Below are 18,143 nucleotides of genomic sequence, written 5' to 3'. Positions count from 1 at the left end.
ATGTCCATGAAAAAGAAACTTACTCGGACCATCCGATTTCCGCTTGGAATTTCACCAAGTTTTGGAGAAGATGCCACCCAGATTTGTCTTTTAGGTAAATATCAATATGCCCTCGGCTTGATAACTATATATAAAAATACATAAAAGGCCATTTCTAAGAAAAATTGGTTTGGAGAATTGATAGCTGCTGGCCATGGTCTCCTTATTGATATACTTTTTGCACGAATCCACCAGTAAATTGTATCTTTTAATGTCTGAGGCAACTGCCTGATAGGTTTTTATATGGAATAAGGTGGAATCAATATCCAATTTCTTTAAACAATATGGCGGAATGCTTTGCTGATCTCCAAAAAGATAATGTTGTATTCTATATTTCAGGGTTTGTAACTGATGGTAATAATAGCCGGTGAGGTTACCATATTTGTTGCCAAGCTTCAACTGATCTTGTGTAAGTAGATATATTGAGGAGTCTTTAATTTTCTTGAAGATAGCATTTAATTCCTGCTCGGTTAAATGGATGTCTCTTGGAGACTTCCAGTAATATCTAAATGCAGGAAGCGTAAACATGGCGGCGTTAGGGATAGGTGAAAAATATGGGTTGTTGGACCAGGAATCTATTTTAAGTGTGCTGTCGCGAATAAAGTCCATAAACTCAATGGTTTCCTTATCCAATTGAATTGCCTTTTGGCCAGATACATTCTTTATGAAGAAAAGGAATAATAAAATTAAAATTATTTGTAATGTATTTTTAGTCATATATATTGAGTTAAATAGTTAATTACATCTAGTCCCTTTATATCCACCAGGCACAGAATAAGGCATGGTATGGTAACCGATACTTTCTGTACTATTCTCATTAGAATTAAAGCCATATTGAGTTAATAATTCTTGAAAGGTTAATGGATAGGTAATGTCAGAAAGTCCATCTATAGATAATGCTTGCGCATCGGAAAGGGGCAAATTGGGGAATATATTGATCAACAAATTAGCCATTTGATCTACATAATGAAGTGCGATTTCGCTATGCTGTTGGGTTTGTTCTTTTAAAAGGCTGTCGTTTTTTTGGTCAAGAAAGGCGTGAACCATTTCATGTATAATAACTCCTGCAACATATTCTTGTGAAGAACCTGCTAGTTGACTGTAGTTCAATAAAATTGTATCTTCTTTGCCATTATTACTATATCGTGTTTGACCAGGAATGGCGTTTCCTTTATCTGACAGTAATGTTTGAGCCTTCATAAAAGTCAAATTGAGATAACCAGAACCTCCAAAAGTATTATGGATTAAAAATGCGATTGAATCTCGACTGTTGAGCACTTTTGTTAATGCAGAATCCATACAAGGGCTATTAATGATACTACTATCAATATATATACTATCAACAATATATGGTGGCAACTCAGGAAGATCTAATTTTGGCGGGTAAGGTGACCCTCCGATGCCTCCATTTCCGCCGCCACTTGGTAATGGATTATCATTGGGTGGATTCCAACCAGGAGGGATACCTCCGTCGTCACATATTGTATAACTTCCTGATACAAATTGCGATGAAATTACCATGATTGAACCGTCATAAAATTCTATTGGATCGTATTGTATCCAATATGAATAGAAGTAGGTTGTGCAACTTGGCGTTGGTATTTCAGGATTAGGTTGAGCTACCATTATTGAACCATTCCCTCCTTCCCGATTACTGGTTCGTTTTATAGAAAAATTTTTAAAGTGGGGTTTTCCTGCATCTGCACTTGATATGCGAATATTGTGGATTTTAGATTTACCATTTTGCAGCATATATGAATTAATTGGCTCACCGATTAATGAATAATAAAACTGTAAAGAAGCTAATATTGAGAGATCTTTATATTTTTCATTTTAGTATTGACTTGGGTAATTTGAATGGCTCCTTCATAATCTGTAGTTTTATTTTCACGGATAACAAGATGATATGTTGTATATGCTGCAAATGTATCCAATGGGACTTTTTCTCCGATATTATCAAATACGAAGGGGATTTCAATGTACTTAATTCCTTGATTTAAATATTCCTTTGTTTTATTCCAATCAAGTCTCCCTATTGATTGTTGACCATTTTGAAGTTTTAAGCCAATTTTTTGATTTTTAAAGTTACCGCCATTTTTTTGAAGCCAAGTCAAAGCGTTTTTTATTTGGTATGAGTCCTGTTTGTTTTTATTACAGGCATTAATAATTAAAAGTAGGATAATGCAAATTCCAAATGTTATTAGAAATTGTATTATTGGTATATTTTTTCTCATAAAGAACATCTTTTCTATGACAGTTAAATAAAAGAACAAAAGGAGAAGGGGGAATCGAATCCCCCACATTTATAAAGTTACATAATATTATTAATTTAGCCTTTATTTTAATTAAGATAATCTATTCCATATCTGCTTTTTTGTTTATAAATATACCGCGCTGGTTTTGCAAAGACTTGCAATTAACAAACGGATGGCCCTGAACTTGTGAATACTGTGGCGGTTGATATTTTTGAGTTGCTGATTATAGAACAGTAAATTTAACTGCGCTGGCCTGTATACATCCCCAAAATCCAAACCACAGTTTATATTTTAAGATCTTTAATAAAAATTGTGCAATCGTTTGATGCATTGAAATTGAAGTGACTAAGTATGTGTTTTTGTTTGGAGGTGAGCAAAAGGTAAAAAAGATTCTTTATTTTGTTAACGTGTTACTTATAAAAGGGAAGGGTATCCTTTGATGATTTATCCAAATTGATAAAAGACCAAATCTAAAATCTATAAAATTAAATAGACGCAAAAACTATTTTAAATGAAAAGTATATTTAAGCTAAAGGCGAATCTTTTTTTGTTACTGGCGTTGGTAATGGGTGCTGTCTGTGTTCCGAATAAAAGTTTAGATGCGCAAGGAGCAAATGCACCTTACCCTGTTTATGATACAAAGACTGTAACACAACACGGTCCTTATCTTCTAAATCCAACACAAACTGGGATTACCATATGTTTTTATACAGCTGGTGAAAGCGCTGCCAAAATAGTGTATTGGAAAAACGGAGAGGAAGGCGCAAAACAAATCGCCCAGAGCCAGAAGTATGGATTAGTTCCTGTAGGCAAAATGCATTCAATTCGGTTAGAAAATTTAAGTCCGGGTACTGTTTATCATTACCAGGTCGTTTCAAGGAGGGTTTTAGATTTGAGGCCTTATTGGCCTGAAATGGGTAAATGGACTAACAGTCCCACGTATTCATTTACTACTTTTAGTAATTCCAATTCAAAAACGGTTTCCTTTAGCCTGATCACCGATACACACGAACACGTGGATTGGATCAGAAATTATATGAAAATTATTGATTGGGATAAAACGGACTTCTTGGTTAATGACGGTGATGTTGTGGATTATGCCCAAAACAGGCAACAGTTATTTGCCAGTGCAATAACCCCGCTAACGCGCCCTTTAGCACATTCAAAACCGATGTTATATGTAAGGGGTAATCATGAGAATCGAGGACAATTTGCGAGAAAATTATTTAAATATTTGCCACCAATAGAAGATGGTAAATATTATTACAGCACCGATAATGGTCCGCTTCATTTTGTGGTCCTTGATACGGGAGAGGATAAAGATGATACAACTAGTGTGTATGCCGGCTTAAATGATTTTAAGCAGTACAGGCACGATGAGTATGAGTGGTTTAACAGGCATATTCAAACCAGCGAATCTCTAAAAAGCGCTCCTTTTAAGGTCATATTAATGCATCAACCCCAGTGGGGCTTTACTGGTGGAGAAAACGAAAAATGGACTGCACTGGCCAACAAGGCTGGTATCAATATTATTTTAGCCGGTCATTGGCACCGATTCGGATGGTTTAAGCCCGGGGAGTTTCAGGGGAACAAATACTATATGCTGGTGCTTGGACAACATCAGGTAGAAAATGTAACTGTATCAGATAAATTCATGGATATCGAAGTTAAAAATGATGATAATAAAGTGGTTTTTACTGCCAGACTAGATACAAAGGGGAATTTAATTAAGTCGTATATGGCGCCAGAACTCAGGGAAAATCAGGAAAAAATGTTGCAGCGGATGAAGCGTTCTAAGTAAAACTGAAGGCTTCTGTTAGACAGCGCAACAAAGTGATGGCTGTAATGTGGATGCCATGGGGTAACGCAACATGATTGCTGTATTTATATTGATCCATTATGCCAGGCACTGGTTGCAGACTATATCGGTGTATAGCATTATAACAATCCTCAAAAAAAAATAGCCACCTGCAAATCGTTTGCGGTGGCCATTTTTGTGGTTGGTCTTTAAAAAGTGGGTGGTGATTATTCTAATTTTTTAATTTATAGGTAAAGCCGATCCAGCAAGGGCCGTCGCCCGGATTGGGCTGGTCCCGCCATACGCCCAGTGTAATTGAGGTGTCACTCATGTCCAGAATGGCGATATTTTGCCAATTAGAAGCCTGCCCATGATAATCACCGCCATACAATAGCTCCGCACCATTTAGTTTGATGGTCCCCGCACTTGTATTAATATCAAATGTGCCGGTCTTGGTGGTGGCTTTACCATCAGCATCAATAATAGTGACACTATAATTTTTGCCGTTGTTCAGATCAAAATGCATGCTGCCATAATCCCTGCTAGCCATCACCCATTCATTGCCTGCATAATCCGGATGCCAGGACCAGTCGTCCGCGCTTCCATTATGTTTAGCATAATCACTACCATACCATCCAACGGGTCTTGCCATATCCAGTACCCAGGTTTTACCGGTTGCACCAGCAATAAAGCCCCAGCTTGGATCGGTCAGGTAACTAAGGTCGGTACTCGTAACGTGAATTGTTGTAGAATCACCCATGACAAATCCCCCGGCAGAACTTACACTGTAATGGATGGTATAATCTCCGGAGAAGGGGTAGATAATGGTATCGAGCCCTTTGGTGGAAGTGCCGCTACCATAATCCCAAAAGGGGATGGCGGCCGAAGTTTTGCTTTCCAGATAAACTTCATTGTCTTTATCTGGGTTTTGCGTTACGGTATAACTAAGTGCACTACTGCTGATGGGTGCAGGCATGGATACTTTTTTGACTGATGGGCTGCAGCTGTATAAACCCAGCAGGGCAGCTAACAGAAAGGCAGCACTCAGACCATACAAAAGCGAGGTGGCTTTTTGTGTGGTTCTGCCTATTAAGCTTTTTTGCTTATTGGTATGTAGATTCATTATTATTGTTTTTGTAAGGTGGATTAATAACCGGGATTTTGAACAAGGGTGCCGTTAGATAAACCGATTTGTGTCTGTGGAATCTCAAATAGACCTTCGGTTGCCGTCGGGAAACTTACCTGGAAGTCTGGATCAGTTGAGTTGTTGTCAATCGCGGCTTTGGCCACTGTCATTCCCTGACGAAGTAAATCCCAATAGCGTTGGCCTTCAAGTGCCAGTTCTAAACGCCGCTCTTCCATAATGGTTTTAATGCCCTGAGCGCCTGCGGCCAAAGTTACTCTGTGCTGCGTGTCTTCAAAGGCGCGGTCTCTAACTTGATTTAAATACCCTTGGGCTTTTGATAGGTTTTTATCCAGATTAAGTTCTGCGCCCATTAATAATACATCGGCAAAGCGGATCACTACATAGTTGTCATAGTTATCAATCTGGAAATCTCCGCCGTTGGCGTCAGGCCTGTCGGCTCCGCCGACGGGTTGGTATTTTTTCCAGAAATATCCGGTATACTGCGACTGATCTCCCACTGCGTAAGTGCCGGTGTATCCTTCATCGGCGATGGAGATAATTGTCGCTGTTTTTCTCGTATCGCCATCTTTATAATCATTCCACAGCGCCGGATTGACCGTCCCAAATCCCCAACCCTTATAATAAGGATCCAGCACTTGATTTCTGATGCCGATCATCACCTGGAAGCGATTTCCGTTTTGCAGATTCCAATCGCCTTTTCCGGCGCTAGTGTATTGGATCGCAAATACGGCTTCTTTGTTATTCTGGCCGGCAAAATCCGTCAGGGATGCTGCCCTCCACAAATCCTTAAAATGTGCCACTAAGCCATAACCGCTACTACTTATGACATCATCAATGGCGGCCGTTGCCTGGTCTTTGGTATAACCATCAGGTAAAGCGGTTTTGCTGTAATAGCCAGTATAATAAAGGAAGACTCGGCCCATCAAGGCTTCGGCTGCCCACTTTGTAGCCCTGCCGTAATCGGCCGCATTGATCTGATTGTAGGGCACAGCAGAAGGGGTCAGGTCTGTAATGGCCTCCTGCAGGTCACTACTGATCAGCGTGTATACACTATCTGGACTAGCCTGAGCGATAGCATAATTATCGCCTTCGATCGGTTCAGTAATCAGTGGGACATGCCCAAACATACGTACCAGATCAAAATAATAATAGGCGCGCAGAAATTTTGCTTCTCCTATATATTGCTTTTTAAGATCGGGGTTTGTTGAAAAGTCGACCCCATCTACTTTTTTCAAAAACTGATTGGTCCGGTAAATGCCCTCATAATACTTTTTCCAGGCCTCCGCATTGTGGTCATTATAAGAGGCAAACCGGTCCCATTGGACAACTCCATTATCAGCAGTTCCTGCACCACCAAAGCAATCATCGGAGGCGATTTCTGAACTTAAGATAATGCTGTTGTCTCCGCTAACATCCAGCATGGAATATGCAGACACCAATGCTTCAAAGGCATCATCAGGGGTTTTATAAAAATCGGATTCTACTTTAGCATCGATGGGTGTTCTTTCCAAAAAGGATTTGGAACAGGAAAACTGCAGGGAGACCAGGGTAAGCAGCACAATTATATTTATCTTTTTCATTTTGTTTATTTTACGTGTGGTGGTAGAATTAAAAGCGAACATCAAGGCCGAACAGAATGGTCCTGGGTTGTGGATAATAACCCAGGTCAATACCAGAGGACCAATTGTTGCCATCGTCTTCAGTGTTGCCATAACCTACTTCCGGATCTATACCTGTATATTGGGTAATGGTAAACAAATTGGTGGCGGATACATAAAATCGGAACTGGTCAAATGGAAGATTTGGCAATATTCCCTTTTTAAAATCATAACCAATTGACAGGCTTTTTAACCGCATAAAATCACCATTTTGGATATAAAGGTCTGAGAAGTTTTTATAGTTTTTATTGGCTTCATCCCCAAGGGTTACTCTAGGGGTGGTGTTAGAAGTGCCGGCGCCATGCCAACGCTCCAGTATTGTGGTGCTGTAGTTGTTATAGGAACGGTCATTGGCACGGGTACCGTCTACTATCTGATTACCGCTTACGCCCGTGATGTTCAGGTTTAAATCAAATCCTTTATAACTGGCGGCGATATTACCTCCATAGGTAAAATCAGGATTTGGGTCACCGATCATGGTTTTGTCTGCCGTTGTAATGCTTCCGTCGCCATTCAGGTCCACAAATTTTACGTCTCCCGGGACTGCGCCAGGTTGTATAAGACCACTGGCTCCCGTATAGCTGGCTACATCAGCCTGAGTCTGGAATAAACCAGCTGTTTTGTAGCCCCAGAAATAACCGACAGGGAACCCGTTTTGGATCCGGTAGAACTCTTCTGTGCTGGAAGACAGTATATTTGAGGCACCATGGATGATCCCATCCATATTAGGAACACTGATTGCTTTATTTTTATTAAAGGCGATATTGCCACCTACCGTTAAATTAACGTCTCCGAGTTGTGCATTATAGTTGAGCGCGATTTCTATACCCTGATTTTGGATATCGCCGCCATTGATATAAGGGGCACCCGTTCCAACAATATCCGGTATAGGGGGCTGTACCAACCAGTCTTTGCTGGTTTTTCTGTACCAGTCAAACGTCAGATTAAAATGATTGAATAGGGTGGCATCAAAACCAATATCTTCTTGCTCAGAAGCCTCCCATTTTAAATCAGGGTTGGCCACATTCGTAGGGGCGGTGCCCACACTGATGGATGCAGCATCCTGACCGCCAAAATAATAGCCAATATTTTTAGAAGATACAGTCGCTAAATAAGCAAAGGATCTAATCTGGTCGTTGCCATTTCTTCCCCAACCAGCACGAAGTTTCAAAAAGTTCAGCCAGTTTGCGGATTTTAAAAACGCTTCGTTGGTTAAAATCCAGCCGGCTGAAAAGGAGGGGAAGGTGCCCCAGCGGTTGTTTTCTCCAAAATTGGTAGAACCGTCCCTTCTGACAATAGCGGAGAGCAGGTATTTGTCGGCAAAACTATAGTTGACACGTGCCATATAGGAATTCAATGCATATTCGCTTCTGGAGCCATAGGCTTTTTGGGTGCCATCTTTGCCGTTGTCAATAATGGCATGGTCGAAGTCAGGTATAGACAGGTCCTGTTTGCTGCCACTTACAGTAAAGCCGGCAAATTCCTGCGCACTGGTACCGACGAGTACATTGAGTTTATGCCTGCCGAACTGATTGTCATAGGTCAAGGTGTTGTCCCAGTTCCAGGTAAAATTGCGATAGAGGCCTTGATCTGCCTCTGAGGTAGTAGAGGAGCTATTGGCGGCTAAATCATAAACCGGGATAAAACTATTGGTAGAATAAAAGGACAAATCAATACCGAAGCTGGATCTTAAAGTGAAGTGCTGTAAGAACTTGGCTTCCAGATAAGCATTGCCCATAATACGATCGGTAATCGTCTTATTGTGGTTAAGGGTCACCATTGCAGCTACCGGGTTGAGCTCTTCGGAACTCATCTGGGAAGTCCCAAAGCTGCCATCAGGGTTGTAAGCCGGGAAGGTTGGACTGGTGTTGAGTAGCCCTCTGATGGAGTTGCCATAAATATTACCCGTACCGATACCACTCTGGTTGGAATGGGTATAAGAGAGGTTTTCGCCGAACTTTAGGATGTCCTTGTAAACTTTATGATCTGAATTGATTCTAAAGCCGAACCTTTCATAATAGGATTTACCGGATAGGCCAATAATGCCTTGCTGTTTTTGGTAAGATAAAGAGCTGGCGTAATTAGAGATGCCATTGCCACCAGAGAAACTTACATCGTAATTCTCCAGAGGCGCATTTTTATTGGTGGCCGCTTTTTGCCAGTCGGTGCCTGTTCCCATTGAATCGATCTCAGCCTGATTGAAAAAATAATAAGGCTCTTTGCCAGAATTGACGGCAGACTCATTCATGATAATGGCATATTGCTTTGCATTTAATAGAGACTGCTCTTTAATGGGATTTTGCAGACCGTAATAAGCGTGCAGTGAGGTGCGTGTGGCACCGCTACCACCTTTGACGGTGGTGATCAGCACCACGCCGTTTGCTGCTCTGGTGCCATAGATGGCCGCAGAAGCTGCATCCTTTAAGATATCTAAAGAGGCAATGTCCGCAGGGTTCAGATAAGAGATGTCAGCAGTGGGCATACCATCTACGACGTAAAGCGGGTTGGTGTTGCCATTGGTGCCAATACCGCGAATACGGATTTTTACGCCATCGCCGGGTTGACCGGAGGTGGCCGTAACTTGCACACCCGGTGCCTTTCCCTGTAGGTTTTGCAGGGTATTTATGGTATGGTTCTCAGCAAGATCATTGCCGCCCAGATGAACGGTGGCGCCGGTTAAATCCTTTTTTCTTTGCGTGCCGTATCCAACGACAACCACTGCGTCCAGGTTCTGACTGGTCTCTGTGAGCTCTACAATATCCGGCAGGGAGGCTGCATTCATCTCCAGGGTGGAGAACCCAATACGGCTAAACCGCACGGTGGCATCTGGTTGAGCTGAGAGTGTATAGCTGCCAGTTGCGTCTGTAATAACGCCCTGACTAAAATTGCCGGCTGCGTTTTTAAGCTGTACGGATACGCCGCTTAGTGGTTGGCCATCTGTTTTGGAAACCACCTTTCCGGAAAATACCTTTTGTGCGGCCGCTGGCAGTGCCGAGATGGCGCAAATCAGTAGCGCCATCAGCAGCCTCTGAAGGCCAATGCTTGCTGACCATTCGAAGGCTCCTGAGCCGGCCTTCATCTTAATATTTAATTTTTTATTGGGCATAATTGGTCGTGATTTAGATGATGTAAGAAATGATTGAATGTTTTAATGTTTATTGCTTCTATTTTTTTTGTTAGCGCATGTACAGTGGTTATATATGTTGCTCGTTGATTAGTCTTAGCATGTTTTACAAGTCATTTTTAATGAACTGCTATCCTCATGGTTGTAATAAGACGCTTATGGTTTGTCCCTTGTAATGAATCGTCTTTGCTGGAGGAGATTTTGTGTCAATGCCGATCTGGTGTGCCATACTGACCATATGAATCCGAAACTCCTTGCCAGTAGAGCCCGGGCCTTTATAGTGGCCGGTGCTGGCGTCAATTTTAAGGGTACTGGTTTTGTCGTTATAATGGAGACGGATTTTTTGGTAGTCTCCATTTTGATAGTCGTAAGTAGTACCCTGATCCTGGTATAAGGTAAAGTCTGCATCTTTACCAGTATAAATGTAGATATCTAAGGTGTCAGCCATAGGCCCAGTGTGCTGGGTTATGGGGCCTATGGGTAAAATGCTTCCTGCTGGTACAAATACCGGCATACGCTCATAGGGTGCTACGGCCTGAATGGTCTGGCCTCCTGTATAACCTTTACCATCATAAAGGCAGTACCATTTATTATTGTCAGCTCCTTCTATTTTGGGCAAATAGACCGTTTTTGTCGTGGAACCAGGCTTTGTAACCGGTTCGATCAGCAGCGCGGGCCCAAACATAAAGGCATCTGCTACTGCTTCGGCCTTGCTGTCTTCTGCAAAATCCATGGCGAGTCCACGCATCAGCGTATAGTTTTTAAAGTAAGTCGCCGCTCCCAGTGAATAGATATATGGCATTAACCGGTATCTGAGCTGATCGTAATACAACATGGATTTATAGGCAGGATGATTTTCCGGTGCGATATGGAACATTTCTCTGGCAGGTGCCTGGCCATGCGATCTGAAAATTGGACTAAAAGTGCCAAACTGATACCACCTTGTTTGTAGCTCCCGCCAGTCGGCGGTTAAAGCCTCGCTTGGATGTTGAAATTTGTTTTCAACTGCAAAGCCACCGATATCCATACTCCAGTATGGAATCCCGGTCATGGAAAAACTGATGCCTGTTGCGATCTGGCGATGCATTTCCTGCCAGGTGGCGCCGATGTCGCCGCTCCAGGTCGCTGCTGCGTAACGCTGGGAACCGCCGGTAGCTGACCGGGTCAGGATAAAGACGCGTTTATTGGGATCTGCCTGCCTTTGCCCTTCATAAAAGGTTTTATCCTGGGCCAGGGCATAGGCATTAAAATTAATCTGGGGGCGACCTTGTAGGTGGGGGTCATTAGTTCCATTCTGTGCGCATTGGTAATATTATCCACAATGTCCGGTTCGGTAGCGTCCAGCCACCAGGCGTCTACGCCTTTACTGTAAATGCTCTTTTTAACGATATTCCAGAAGGCTTTTCCAGCTTTTGGATTAAAGGCGTCATAGAAAGTAGAAACATAGCCCATCCAATCAGCGCGTTTATCCAGCACGTTTTGTTTATAAAGCCAGTTGTTGTCCCAGAAATCTTTAAAATATTTTGAACCCTGATAGAATTTTGGCCATACAGAGATCATAAAATGCAGGTTGTATTTGTGATGTAGTTGGGATATCATCGCTGCAGGATCCGGGTAGCGGGAGCTGTCAAAACGTTGTGAGCCCCAATCGTCTTTTTTCCAATAATACCAGTCCTGAACAATATTGTCAATGGGGATCTGTCTTTCCCGAAACTGCCGAGCAGTGTTTAAGATCTCTTTTGACTATTATAATGTTCTTTGCTTTGCCAAAAACCATAGGCCCATTTTGGCATAATAGGTGCCTTGCCAGTCAAACTGCGGTAACCACCGATCAGGCTGTCGATATTCTGACCGGTCATCACGTAATAGTCAATCTGCTTGCCTGCCTCGGAATGAAAGCGAATCTGACGGTCCTGGTTTTTAACAGCGGTTTTTTGCCGGATGGCGGCAAAGGAGGCGCCGCCGTCCGGACACCAGACGACTTTTATATTGTATTTTTATTTGTCTCCATATTTAATCTAAAAGGAGCTTCTGCCGGATTCCAGGCCTGACGCCACCAGTCAAGGGCAAGGGAATCGTTTAGCCAGACTTTGATGTAACCGCCAAACTTCAGGATAAAATCATGCATGGCAGTAGCGTCGCTTGAGGCAATTTGGCCCTCCCAGATAACTTTGGAGCGGTTATCCATCTTAAAGCCGGCAGGTAAGGAAGCGGTGTCCTTAGCGAACTGATAGCCAATGGTATTTTCCAGACGGGTAATGCTGCGCTCAGGTTTTGTACTATCCGTAATATACGTAGCGGTAAGTGCACCCGGTTTCCCTGATTTATCGAATAGCTGCAGGCTATTTAAGTCCTTAAATTTTTCAGGGTGCCCGTAATAGGTGATGGAGGTATTATTCCAAAAAAGGGCAAAATGACCAGTGCTCACTAAAAATGGGTTAAATACATTGGAGTTGTATTGAATCATTTCCAAGTCTTTTCCCCGCATATCGGTATAGCCCAATTGATTACCACCAAGTCCATACAAAGGAACGTTTTGGATATTATTGAAAACCTGGGTAATACCGTAATAACCAGCTGCGCCGATGCTAACGGGTTGAAAACTGCGGGCACCTGCTTCTTCCAATAAGGTTTTGCCGTTTTTATCCAGGTAGCTGACCAGGCCGGTTGTCAGGTCAACGGCTGACTGCAGCTTACTGGATTTTAGAACAAGCTGCTGGCCGCCCTGCCTGGTGCTAATCTGAAAATCAACTGTGTTTATTGGCCGATTTTCAACCATTAGGGTGGGATTTGAGTCAAAGTGGTTGTCCGTTTTTATACTTACATGGAGCGTGGTCGGTGTCACGAATTGCAGTTTAAGATACTGACCGGGGTTTGGCCCTTGGATTGGATTAAGGATAATGCCGTTGGCAATTTTAGTATAGTGATGATTTTTAGAAGATTGTGCTTTTAGGCCATATCCGCAGATAGCAAATACCAAAAGGGCTATTATTGGTAAGCGGTATAATTTTGTGCTATTGCCTGTCTGTCTTTTCTTCTTAATGAGTGATGTACGCGCTCGCATGCTTTATAGGATTGTTATGATAATGGATAAAATGATTTTTAAATGCTTTTACATTTGTTTTCTATTAACAATCCAAAGCTATCCTTAACAAAGACTAACAACCGACTTCCCTATTCATAATTGAGGCCTATTTTGTTAAGCCAGGGTAATAGGATGTTTCTTTAAGGGGCCGATTTTGTTAAGGAGGTAGATTTTAGCTAAATAACTCTCGTTTTTTTTGAAAATTCTGCCTTTAACGGGACATTTTGTTTCCCAGCAATCGTTATAGTGCAATTAACAGATGAAGCTCCGTTAGTACCTTTTGGGTTGTGGGCCGGAATGCATGCAGCCACATCTGTTGCATAAAAAAAGCAAGCGCATCATCTTAAGGTGCGCGTGCTTTTGTGCATTTTTGATGCAGGCAATTAGAAAGTGTAAAAATTTACCGGTTAGCTTTTATTTGGATCCGGGTCTGGATCTGGGTCAGGCTTAGCAAAGTCATCCATTTTCTGTTCTTTCATCTGCTGGCTATACTCAGAGGGCAGCATCCCGAATACTTGCTTAAAATGCTTTGTGAAGTTTTTGGGGTTATTATAGCCCACTTCATAGGCTGCCTGAGCGACGTTCATGCCCTTTTGAAGATATATGGCGGCTTTTTTAACCTTAAGGGTTCGGATAAATTCTATCGGCGTCTTACCTGTTATGGCCACCAGTTTCTTATATAAGGTAACCCGGCTTACATATAAAGCCTGACTGAGTTGTTCTACAGAAAATCACTATCATCCATTGCTGCCTCAACGGCCTGTTTGGCTGCCTGCAAAAACTGCTCTTGCTGACTGTCAATGGGTGTGTTTTTGGGCTGGATCTCTATTTTTGCAGGCGTATCTTTTTTGCTTTGTTTGACCTGACTGAGCAAATTCATAATACGGGCCTGGAGTACTTCAAAATTAAAAGGCTTGGTCATATAATCATTGGCACCGTGCTTGAGTCCTTCCACTTGCTGCGATGCTGCGGCCTTGGCGGAGAGTAAAATCACTGGAATGGATGATGTTCGGGGGTCTTTTTTGATTTTTCGGCAAAGTTGTAACCCATCCATTCCTTCCATCATGATATCACTGACCACAAGGTCTGGTCGGGCGCTCAAACACAGATCCCATCCCTTCTGCCCGTCAGCGGCCTGCAAAATATTAAACTGTACCCCAGGTTATCTTTCAGATAAAATCTAAAATCCTCATGATCTTCCACCAGTAATATCGTTTTTTTGCGGCCATCCAGCTTGTTTTTGCCGGATTTTCCATCATTAGTGGCTTCGGAATGCTGATCTGCATGTAATAACTCAATATGCATCTTTACGCCATGTGCCCCCCTTCAGTTGCCTGTCCAGCTTTCTGTTCATCGTTTTCCACTACTTCTCTTTCTGCATCGTTATCAACAGGTGTAAGTGAGCGCTGTTGCAAGGCATTTTCTATAGCTATGCCAGCAGTATAAGAAGTTGCAGTAGTTAATTCTTTTTCTGCTACTAAGTCAGTTCCTGCATAGGACATCAGGGGTAAGTAGACCGTAAAGCAACTCCCTTTGCCTTCTAACGAGGATACTTCGATCCTGCCCCCATGCAGACGAACAAATTCCTGAGTGATAGATAGCCCTATGCCACTACCTGCATTGACCATCTGATAGGGCAATGCATGCTGGAAAAACCTTTCAAAAATCTGATGGAGCTTATCATCAGGGATACCAATACCATTATCCTGGATCGCTATGCTTATCCAATTTTTTTCATTGACCTTTTCACTTAGCTTCTCACTAGCCAGGTCTTTATTATTAACCTGGCCCTCTGTATCGGCCATCTGTACTTCGTTTGGCGTAGTTTCTTGTGCCATAGTAAGTGTAATGGTTCCACCTTCCGGGGTGAACTTAAACGCATTGGAGAGCAAATTAAACAAGATCCTTTCTAGTTTATCCGGATCGAAATTAGCCTGAAGGCCGGTAGGGAGGCTGATTATGGTAAAATTAATGTTTTTCTTTTCTGCGATATCTGTGAATGAGATGGCGGTATCTTTTACAAAGCTTACAATATCTGCCCTGGTTGGATGAAGGGCGATCTCCTGCACTTCCATTTTTCTGAGATCAAGCAGCTGACTGACCAGGTGCAATAATCTTTTTGCATTGCGTCTGACCATATCCAATTGCGTTTTTAAGGCAGGCTCCTGGACTTCCTTCATCAATTTTTCCAGCGGTGCTAAGATCAGGCTGAGCGGTGTTCTGAACTCATGGCTGATATTAGTGAGAAAGCGAATCTTCAGCATATCCATATCATGGGTATGACTGGCCTGCTGTCGCTGCCGATCTAATTCAAAACGCATCCTTGCCCGATAAAGCAAAATACTTCTGGCCATGTATAGTACGCCTGCCAGTAGTAACAGATAAATCAGATAGGCCCAGGAGGTTTTCCAAAAAGGAGGCAGAATACTTAATTGCATGGTCGTGGGACGGTTATTCCAGATGCCATCCTGATTGCAGCTTTTCACCTCCAGCGTATAATCGCCAGGATTTAAATTGGTATAAGTTGCCCGGTTATCTGCGTTATTTTCTATTAAAATCCAATCCTCATTAAATCCTTTGAGGCGGTAGGCATATTTGATTCTGGAGGAGTGCCCATAACCAAGCGCCATAAATGACAAAGAGAAGTCACTGGCGCCGTAGGGAAGTGTCAGGTGACTTGTCCAGGAAGGGGCATTTTTTAAGATCGTCCGGCCACTGTATTTCTTATCGATGGCTGTGGTCTTGCCCCCAATCTGAAGTTCCGTGAAAACGATAGGTGGTGTATGATAATCGATATGAATGTCCCCAGGATTAAACATATTAAAGCCTCCTGCCCCTCCAAAAATCAATAGGCCCGCCTTAGTCTTAAAGGCGGACTTCTCATTGAACTCCCGGCCTTGCAACCCGTCTGACTCATCAAATTTTCGAAAAGCACTGGCTTTGATGGAGTCGGTCATGGTGGCCGGTGGCCTAAAACGAATGAGCCCGTTTGGTGTACTCATCCAAAGATAATGTTGCTGATCTTCTAAAATGGTCAGTATTGTGTTATCAGGTAGGCCGTCCTGGGTCGTAAATCTTCGGATAAAACCTGTTTTGGGATCTATGCAATTGAGACCTTCTCTGGTGCCCACCCAAACATCGCCTTTTTGATCTTCATAGATGGTATTGATATTGTCGTTACTCAGGGACTGTTGGTTGCCAGCTATATTGCCCAGGTGCCTGGGCTGGCCGCCACTCTTTGGATAGATATCAATGCCGGCGGCGGTGCCGGCCCAAAGGTCGCCATTACTTAATTGATCCAGGGTCACCACATAGGCGCTACCATCCAGATTCGGGTGGCTGGGAGGATAAGTCGTGAAAATGCCTGTTGCCGGATCCATTTTTTGAAGACCACCACCCAAGGTGGCGATCCAGATGGCTTTGTTTTTGTCTTCAATGATATCCCAGACCCTATCATCACTTAAACTTTGCGGATTATCCTCGTGGTGGCGGTAGTGTGTGAAGCGTCCATTCTGGTAGCAATCGAGTCCACCATAATAGGTGCCGATCCAAAGCCGGTGCTGACTGTCATAGCATAGACCAACAATGACATCCGCACATAAGCTACTTGGATCTCCTGCTTTATGCGTAAATCTTTTAAAGGTGGAATCCTGCTGGTTATAATAAATAAGTCCACCCCCATTGGTGCCGATCCACAGATTCCCGCTTTCATCTTCCACGAACCGGTTGACATCTTCAAATGGAAGTGTGCGCCTGGGCCCCGTCTGGTTGGGATCATGACTATACAAAGGGAACCTGTCCATCCTCTCATTATAATAACACACTCCCTTTTTATAGGTGCCTACCCAGATCAGGCCGTTGTCATCCTTATACAGATCATATATACAGTTCTGGGCTAAGGACTTTTGGTTTTCAGGGTTGTTCATCAAATAACGGACGGATCCATTATGGGGATTAATGATATTGATACCGCCATGATCGGTGCCAACCCATATATTGCCCTGGTCATCCTCGGTCAAAGCATTAATGATATTATTATTCAGGCCGGGGGCATTACCTGAGCTTAATTTGTTTTCCTGGTATACTTTGAAATTGCTTTCTCCCCGCTGCAGTGTAAATAAAGCCCCAGGTCTGCCGCTATTGTATATCCAGACAGCGCCTTTGCTGTCTGCAAATACCCGGTAAGATTGCGTAGGCTGACTGAGTTTTGTTTTGTCGCCTTGAGGGGCCTTTGCCAGCTTTGCGGCTACCTGCCATTTACCGAGTGACGGTTCAAAACTGATCAAAATCCCTGTTTGAGAGATTACCCAAATTTTACCGCTGCGGTCAACAGTGGCATCTGCAGTTATAAAAACCGGACTTGCAGGGAAAAAGGTGATTTTAGGTAGGACTTGCAAATAATTGGGAGATTCATATAAGACGACACCCTTGTCCTTATAAATAAACAGATATTTATCTGTTGAAATGCGTCTGATTTGCTGCACCTCGCCTGCGGGCAGCCCCAGGGCTTTTAAAAAAGCATTTTTATCATGAGAAAAGCGCATTTTACGGGGATCAAATATATCACTGGAAGATCTGGATTTAATCCAAAGATAGCCTCCTGGCAAATTATAAATACTTTCTATATAATTATCAGTCAGGCTTGTGCTGTCATTACTGTTGTGCCTGAAATTTATAAAATGTCTGCCATCATAACGGCTCAGGCCTGAGGGGGTGCCAAGCCATACAAAACCTTTGGCATCTTTCATGATACAATTGACCTGGTTGTGAATCAGGCCGTCACCGATGTCTAAGTGGGTAAAGCTGAGTTGACGCTGCAAGGCAAAACAGGAGCAACCTCCCAGAAGAAAAAGCCCCATAAGGATAACCCGCCATTTGCATATATGCCGCATAACCGTTTTTACGTTTTTTTTAGTTAAATCTTTAGCAGGTGTTAAAAATACCCCTTTTTTTGATAAACCATGTCAAGGCCTTAATCCTGTTAAGGTAGACGCTTTGCTGCTTTAATGCACGGCTAATCGCTAAAAACGCCTATTT

At 42.8% G+C, this 18,143-nt stretch carries 14 protein-coding genes and 1 pseudogene; 2 read left to right on the top strand and 13 right to left on the bottom strand.

All coding sequences use genetic code 11. The annotated features are described in order from the left end of the window. Positions 1 to 90: 90 nt before the first annotated feature. From FSB73_RS08415 to FSB73_RS08405, 3 genes are all read right to left on the bottom strand, one after another. Positions 91 to 672 (bottom strand): hypothetical protein, encoded by a 582-nt coding sequence (locus tag FSB73_RS08415; RefSeq protein ID WP_146781060.1) that lies wholly within the window; start codon positions 670 to 672, stop codon positions 91 to 93. A gap of 102 nt (positions 673 to 774) precedes the next feature. Beyond that, a complete protein-coding gene (locus tag FSB73_RS08410) occupies positions 775 to 1,791 on the bottom strand; it encodes a SprT family zinc-dependent metalloprotease (protein WP_146781059.1) in 1,017 nt (338 codons plus the stop codon). A 50-nt stretch (positions 1,792 to 1,841) separates the two neighbouring features. Next, positions 1,842 to 2,273, bottom strand: coding sequence for a hypothetical protein (locus FSB73_RS08405; protein ID WP_146781058.1), 432 nt, complete (start codon positions 2,271 to 2,273; stop codon positions 1,842 to 1,844). Positions 2,274 to 2,805: 532 nt separating this feature from the next. Between FSB73_RS08405 and FSB73_RS08400 the strand changes: the two genes are divergently transcribed. Beyond that, positions 2,806 to 4,095 carry an FN3 domain-containing metallophosphoesterase family protein gene (locus FSB73_RS08400; RefSeq protein WP_146781057.1) on the top strand — a complete coding sequence of 430 codons (1,290 nt, stop codon included), beginning with the start codon at positions 2,806 to 2,808 and terminating at the stop codon, positions 4,093 to 4,095. 229 nt (positions 4,096 to 4,324) lie between these two features. On the opposite strand, the gene FSB73_RS08395 is transcribed toward FSB73_RS08400, so the two are convergent. The 5 genes from FSB73_RS08395 to FSB73_RS26530 form a co-directional block, all read right to left on the bottom strand. Beyond that, positions 4,325 to 5,215 (bottom strand): hypothetical protein, encoded by an 891-nt coding sequence (locus FSB73_RS08395; RefSeq protein WP_146781056.1) that lies wholly within the window; start codon positions 5,213 to 5,215, stop codon positions 4,325 to 4,327. 23 nt (positions 5,216 to 5,238) lie between these two features. Continuing rightward, positions 5,239 to 6,819 carry a RagB/SusD family nutrient uptake outer membrane protein gene (locus FSB73_RS08390; protein ID WP_146781055.1) on the bottom strand — a complete coding sequence of 527 codons (1,581 nt, stop codon included), beginning with the start codon at positions 6,817 to 6,819 and terminating at the stop codon, positions 5,239 to 5,241. 28 nt (positions 6,820 to 6,847) lie between these two features. Continuing rightward, a complete protein-coding gene (locus FSB73_RS08385) occupies positions 6,848 to 10,003 on the bottom strand; it encodes a SusC/RagA family TonB-linked outer membrane protein (RefSeq protein ID WP_146781054.1) in 3,156 nt (1,051 codons plus the stop codon). Positions 10,004 to 10,157: 154 nt separating this feature from the next. Continuing rightward, positions 10,158 to 11,255, bottom strand: a complete 1,098-nt coding sequence (locus FSB73_RS26535; protein WP_262712621.1) for a glycoside hydrolase family 31 protein — start codon at positions 11,253 to 11,255, stop codon at positions 10,158 to 10,160. Beyond that, positions 11,186 to 11,704, bottom strand: a complete 519-nt coding sequence (locus FSB73_RS26530) for a TIM-barrel domain-containing protein (protein WP_394344845.1) — start codon at positions 11,702 to 11,704, stop codon at positions 11,186 to 11,188. Before FSB73_RS26530 ends, FSB73_RS26535 begins: the two co-directional genes overlap by 70 nt. Between FSB73_RS26530 and FSB73_RS27530 the strand changes: the two genes are divergently transcribed. After that, positions 11,659 to 12,072, top strand: a complete 414-nt coding sequence (locus FSB73_RS27530; RefSeq protein WP_394344828.1) for a hypothetical protein — start codon at positions 11,659 to 11,661, stop codon at positions 12,070 to 12,072. The two genes, FSB73_RS26530 and FSB73_RS27530, sit on opposite strands and share 46 nt — an antisense overlap. Here FSB73_RS27530 and FSB73_RS08365 read toward each other — a convergent pair. The 5 genes and pseudogenes from FSB73_RS08365 to FSB73_RS08345 form a co-directional block, all read right to left on the bottom strand. Then, positions 12,006 to 13,085, bottom strand: a complete 1,080-nt coding sequence (locus tag FSB73_RS08365) for an alpha-glucosidase domain-containing protein (RefSeq protein WP_146781050.1) — start codon at positions 13,083 to 13,085, stop codon at positions 12,006 to 12,008. The genes FSB73_RS27530 and FSB73_RS08365 overlap by 67 nt on opposite strands. Positions 13,086 to 13,513: 428 nt before the next feature. After that, positions 13,514 to 13,810 (bottom strand): annotated as a pseudogene (locus FSB73_RS08360) (helix-turn-helix domain-containing protein); the annotation flags it as partial. Positions 13,811 to 13,827: 17 nt separating this feature from the next. Next, positions 13,828 to 14,247: a response regulator transcription factor gene (locus tag FSB73_RS08355; protein ID WP_158639467.1), complete on the bottom strand. Its 420-nt coding sequence runs from the start codon at positions 14,245 to 14,247 to the stop codon at positions 13,828 to 13,830. Next, on the bottom strand, positions 14,205 to 14,411 hold the full coding sequence (locus FSB73_RS08350; RefSeq protein WP_146781047.1) for a hypothetical protein: 207 nt from the start codon (positions 14,409 to 14,411) through the stop codon (positions 14,205 to 14,207). Before FSB73_RS08350 ends, FSB73_RS08355 begins: the two co-directional genes overlap by 43 nt. Positions 14,412 to 14,413: 2 nt before the next feature. Then, positions 14,414 to 17,998, bottom strand: coding sequence for a sensor histidine kinase (locus tag FSB73_RS08345; protein WP_146781046.1), 3,585 nt, complete (start codon positions 17,996 to 17,998; stop codon positions 14,414 to 14,416). Between the last annotated feature and the right edge of the window lie 145 nt (positions 17,999 to 18,143).

Source organism: Arachidicoccus ginsenosidivorans, assembly GCF_007971385.1.
Lineage (GTDB): Bacteria > Bacteroidota > Bacteroidia > Chitinophagales > Chitinophagaceae > Arachidicoccus > Arachidicoccus ginsenosidivorans.
Note: the sequence above shows the minus strand (reverse complement) of the source record. Positions and strands in the feature narration are given on the sequence as shown.

Bases quoted from the DNA above. Each gene is read 5' to 3' on its own strand.
- FSB73_RS08410 (WP_146781059.1), bottom strand. From the start codon at position 1,791: ATGCTGCAAAATGGTAAATCTAAAATCCACAATATTCGCATATCAAGT.
- FSB73_RS08405 (WP_146781058.1), bottom strand. From the start codon at position 2,273: ATGAGAAAAAATATACCAATAATACAATTTCTAATAACATTTGGAATT.
- FSB73_RS08400 (WP_146781057.1), top strand. From the start codon at position 2,806: ATGAAAAGTATATTTAAGCTAAAGGCGAATCTTTTTTTGTTACTGGCG.
- FSB73_RS08395 (WP_146781056.1), bottom strand. From the start codon at position 5,215: ATGAATCTACATACCAATAAGCAAAAAAGCTTAATAGGCAGAACCACA.
- FSB73_RS08390 (WP_146781055.1), bottom strand. From the start codon at position 6,819: ATGAAAAAGATAAATATAATTGTGCTGCTTACCCTGGTCTCCCTGCAG.
- FSB73_RS08385 (WP_146781054.1), bottom strand. From the start codon at position 10,003: ATGCCCAATAAAAAATTAAATATTAAGATGAAGGCCGGCTCAGGAGCC.
- FSB73_RS08365 (WP_146781050.1), bottom strand. From the start codon at position 13,085: ATGCGAGCGCGTACATCACTCATTAAGAAGAAAAGACAGACAGGCAAT.
- FSB73_RS08350 (WP_146781047.1), bottom strand. From the start codon at position 14,411: ATGCATATTGAGTTATTACATGCAGATCAGCATTCCGAAGCCACTAAT.
- FSB73_RS08345 (WP_146781046.1), bottom strand. From the start codon at position 17,998: ATGCGGCATATATGCAAATGGCGGGTTATCCTTATGGGGCTTTTTCTT.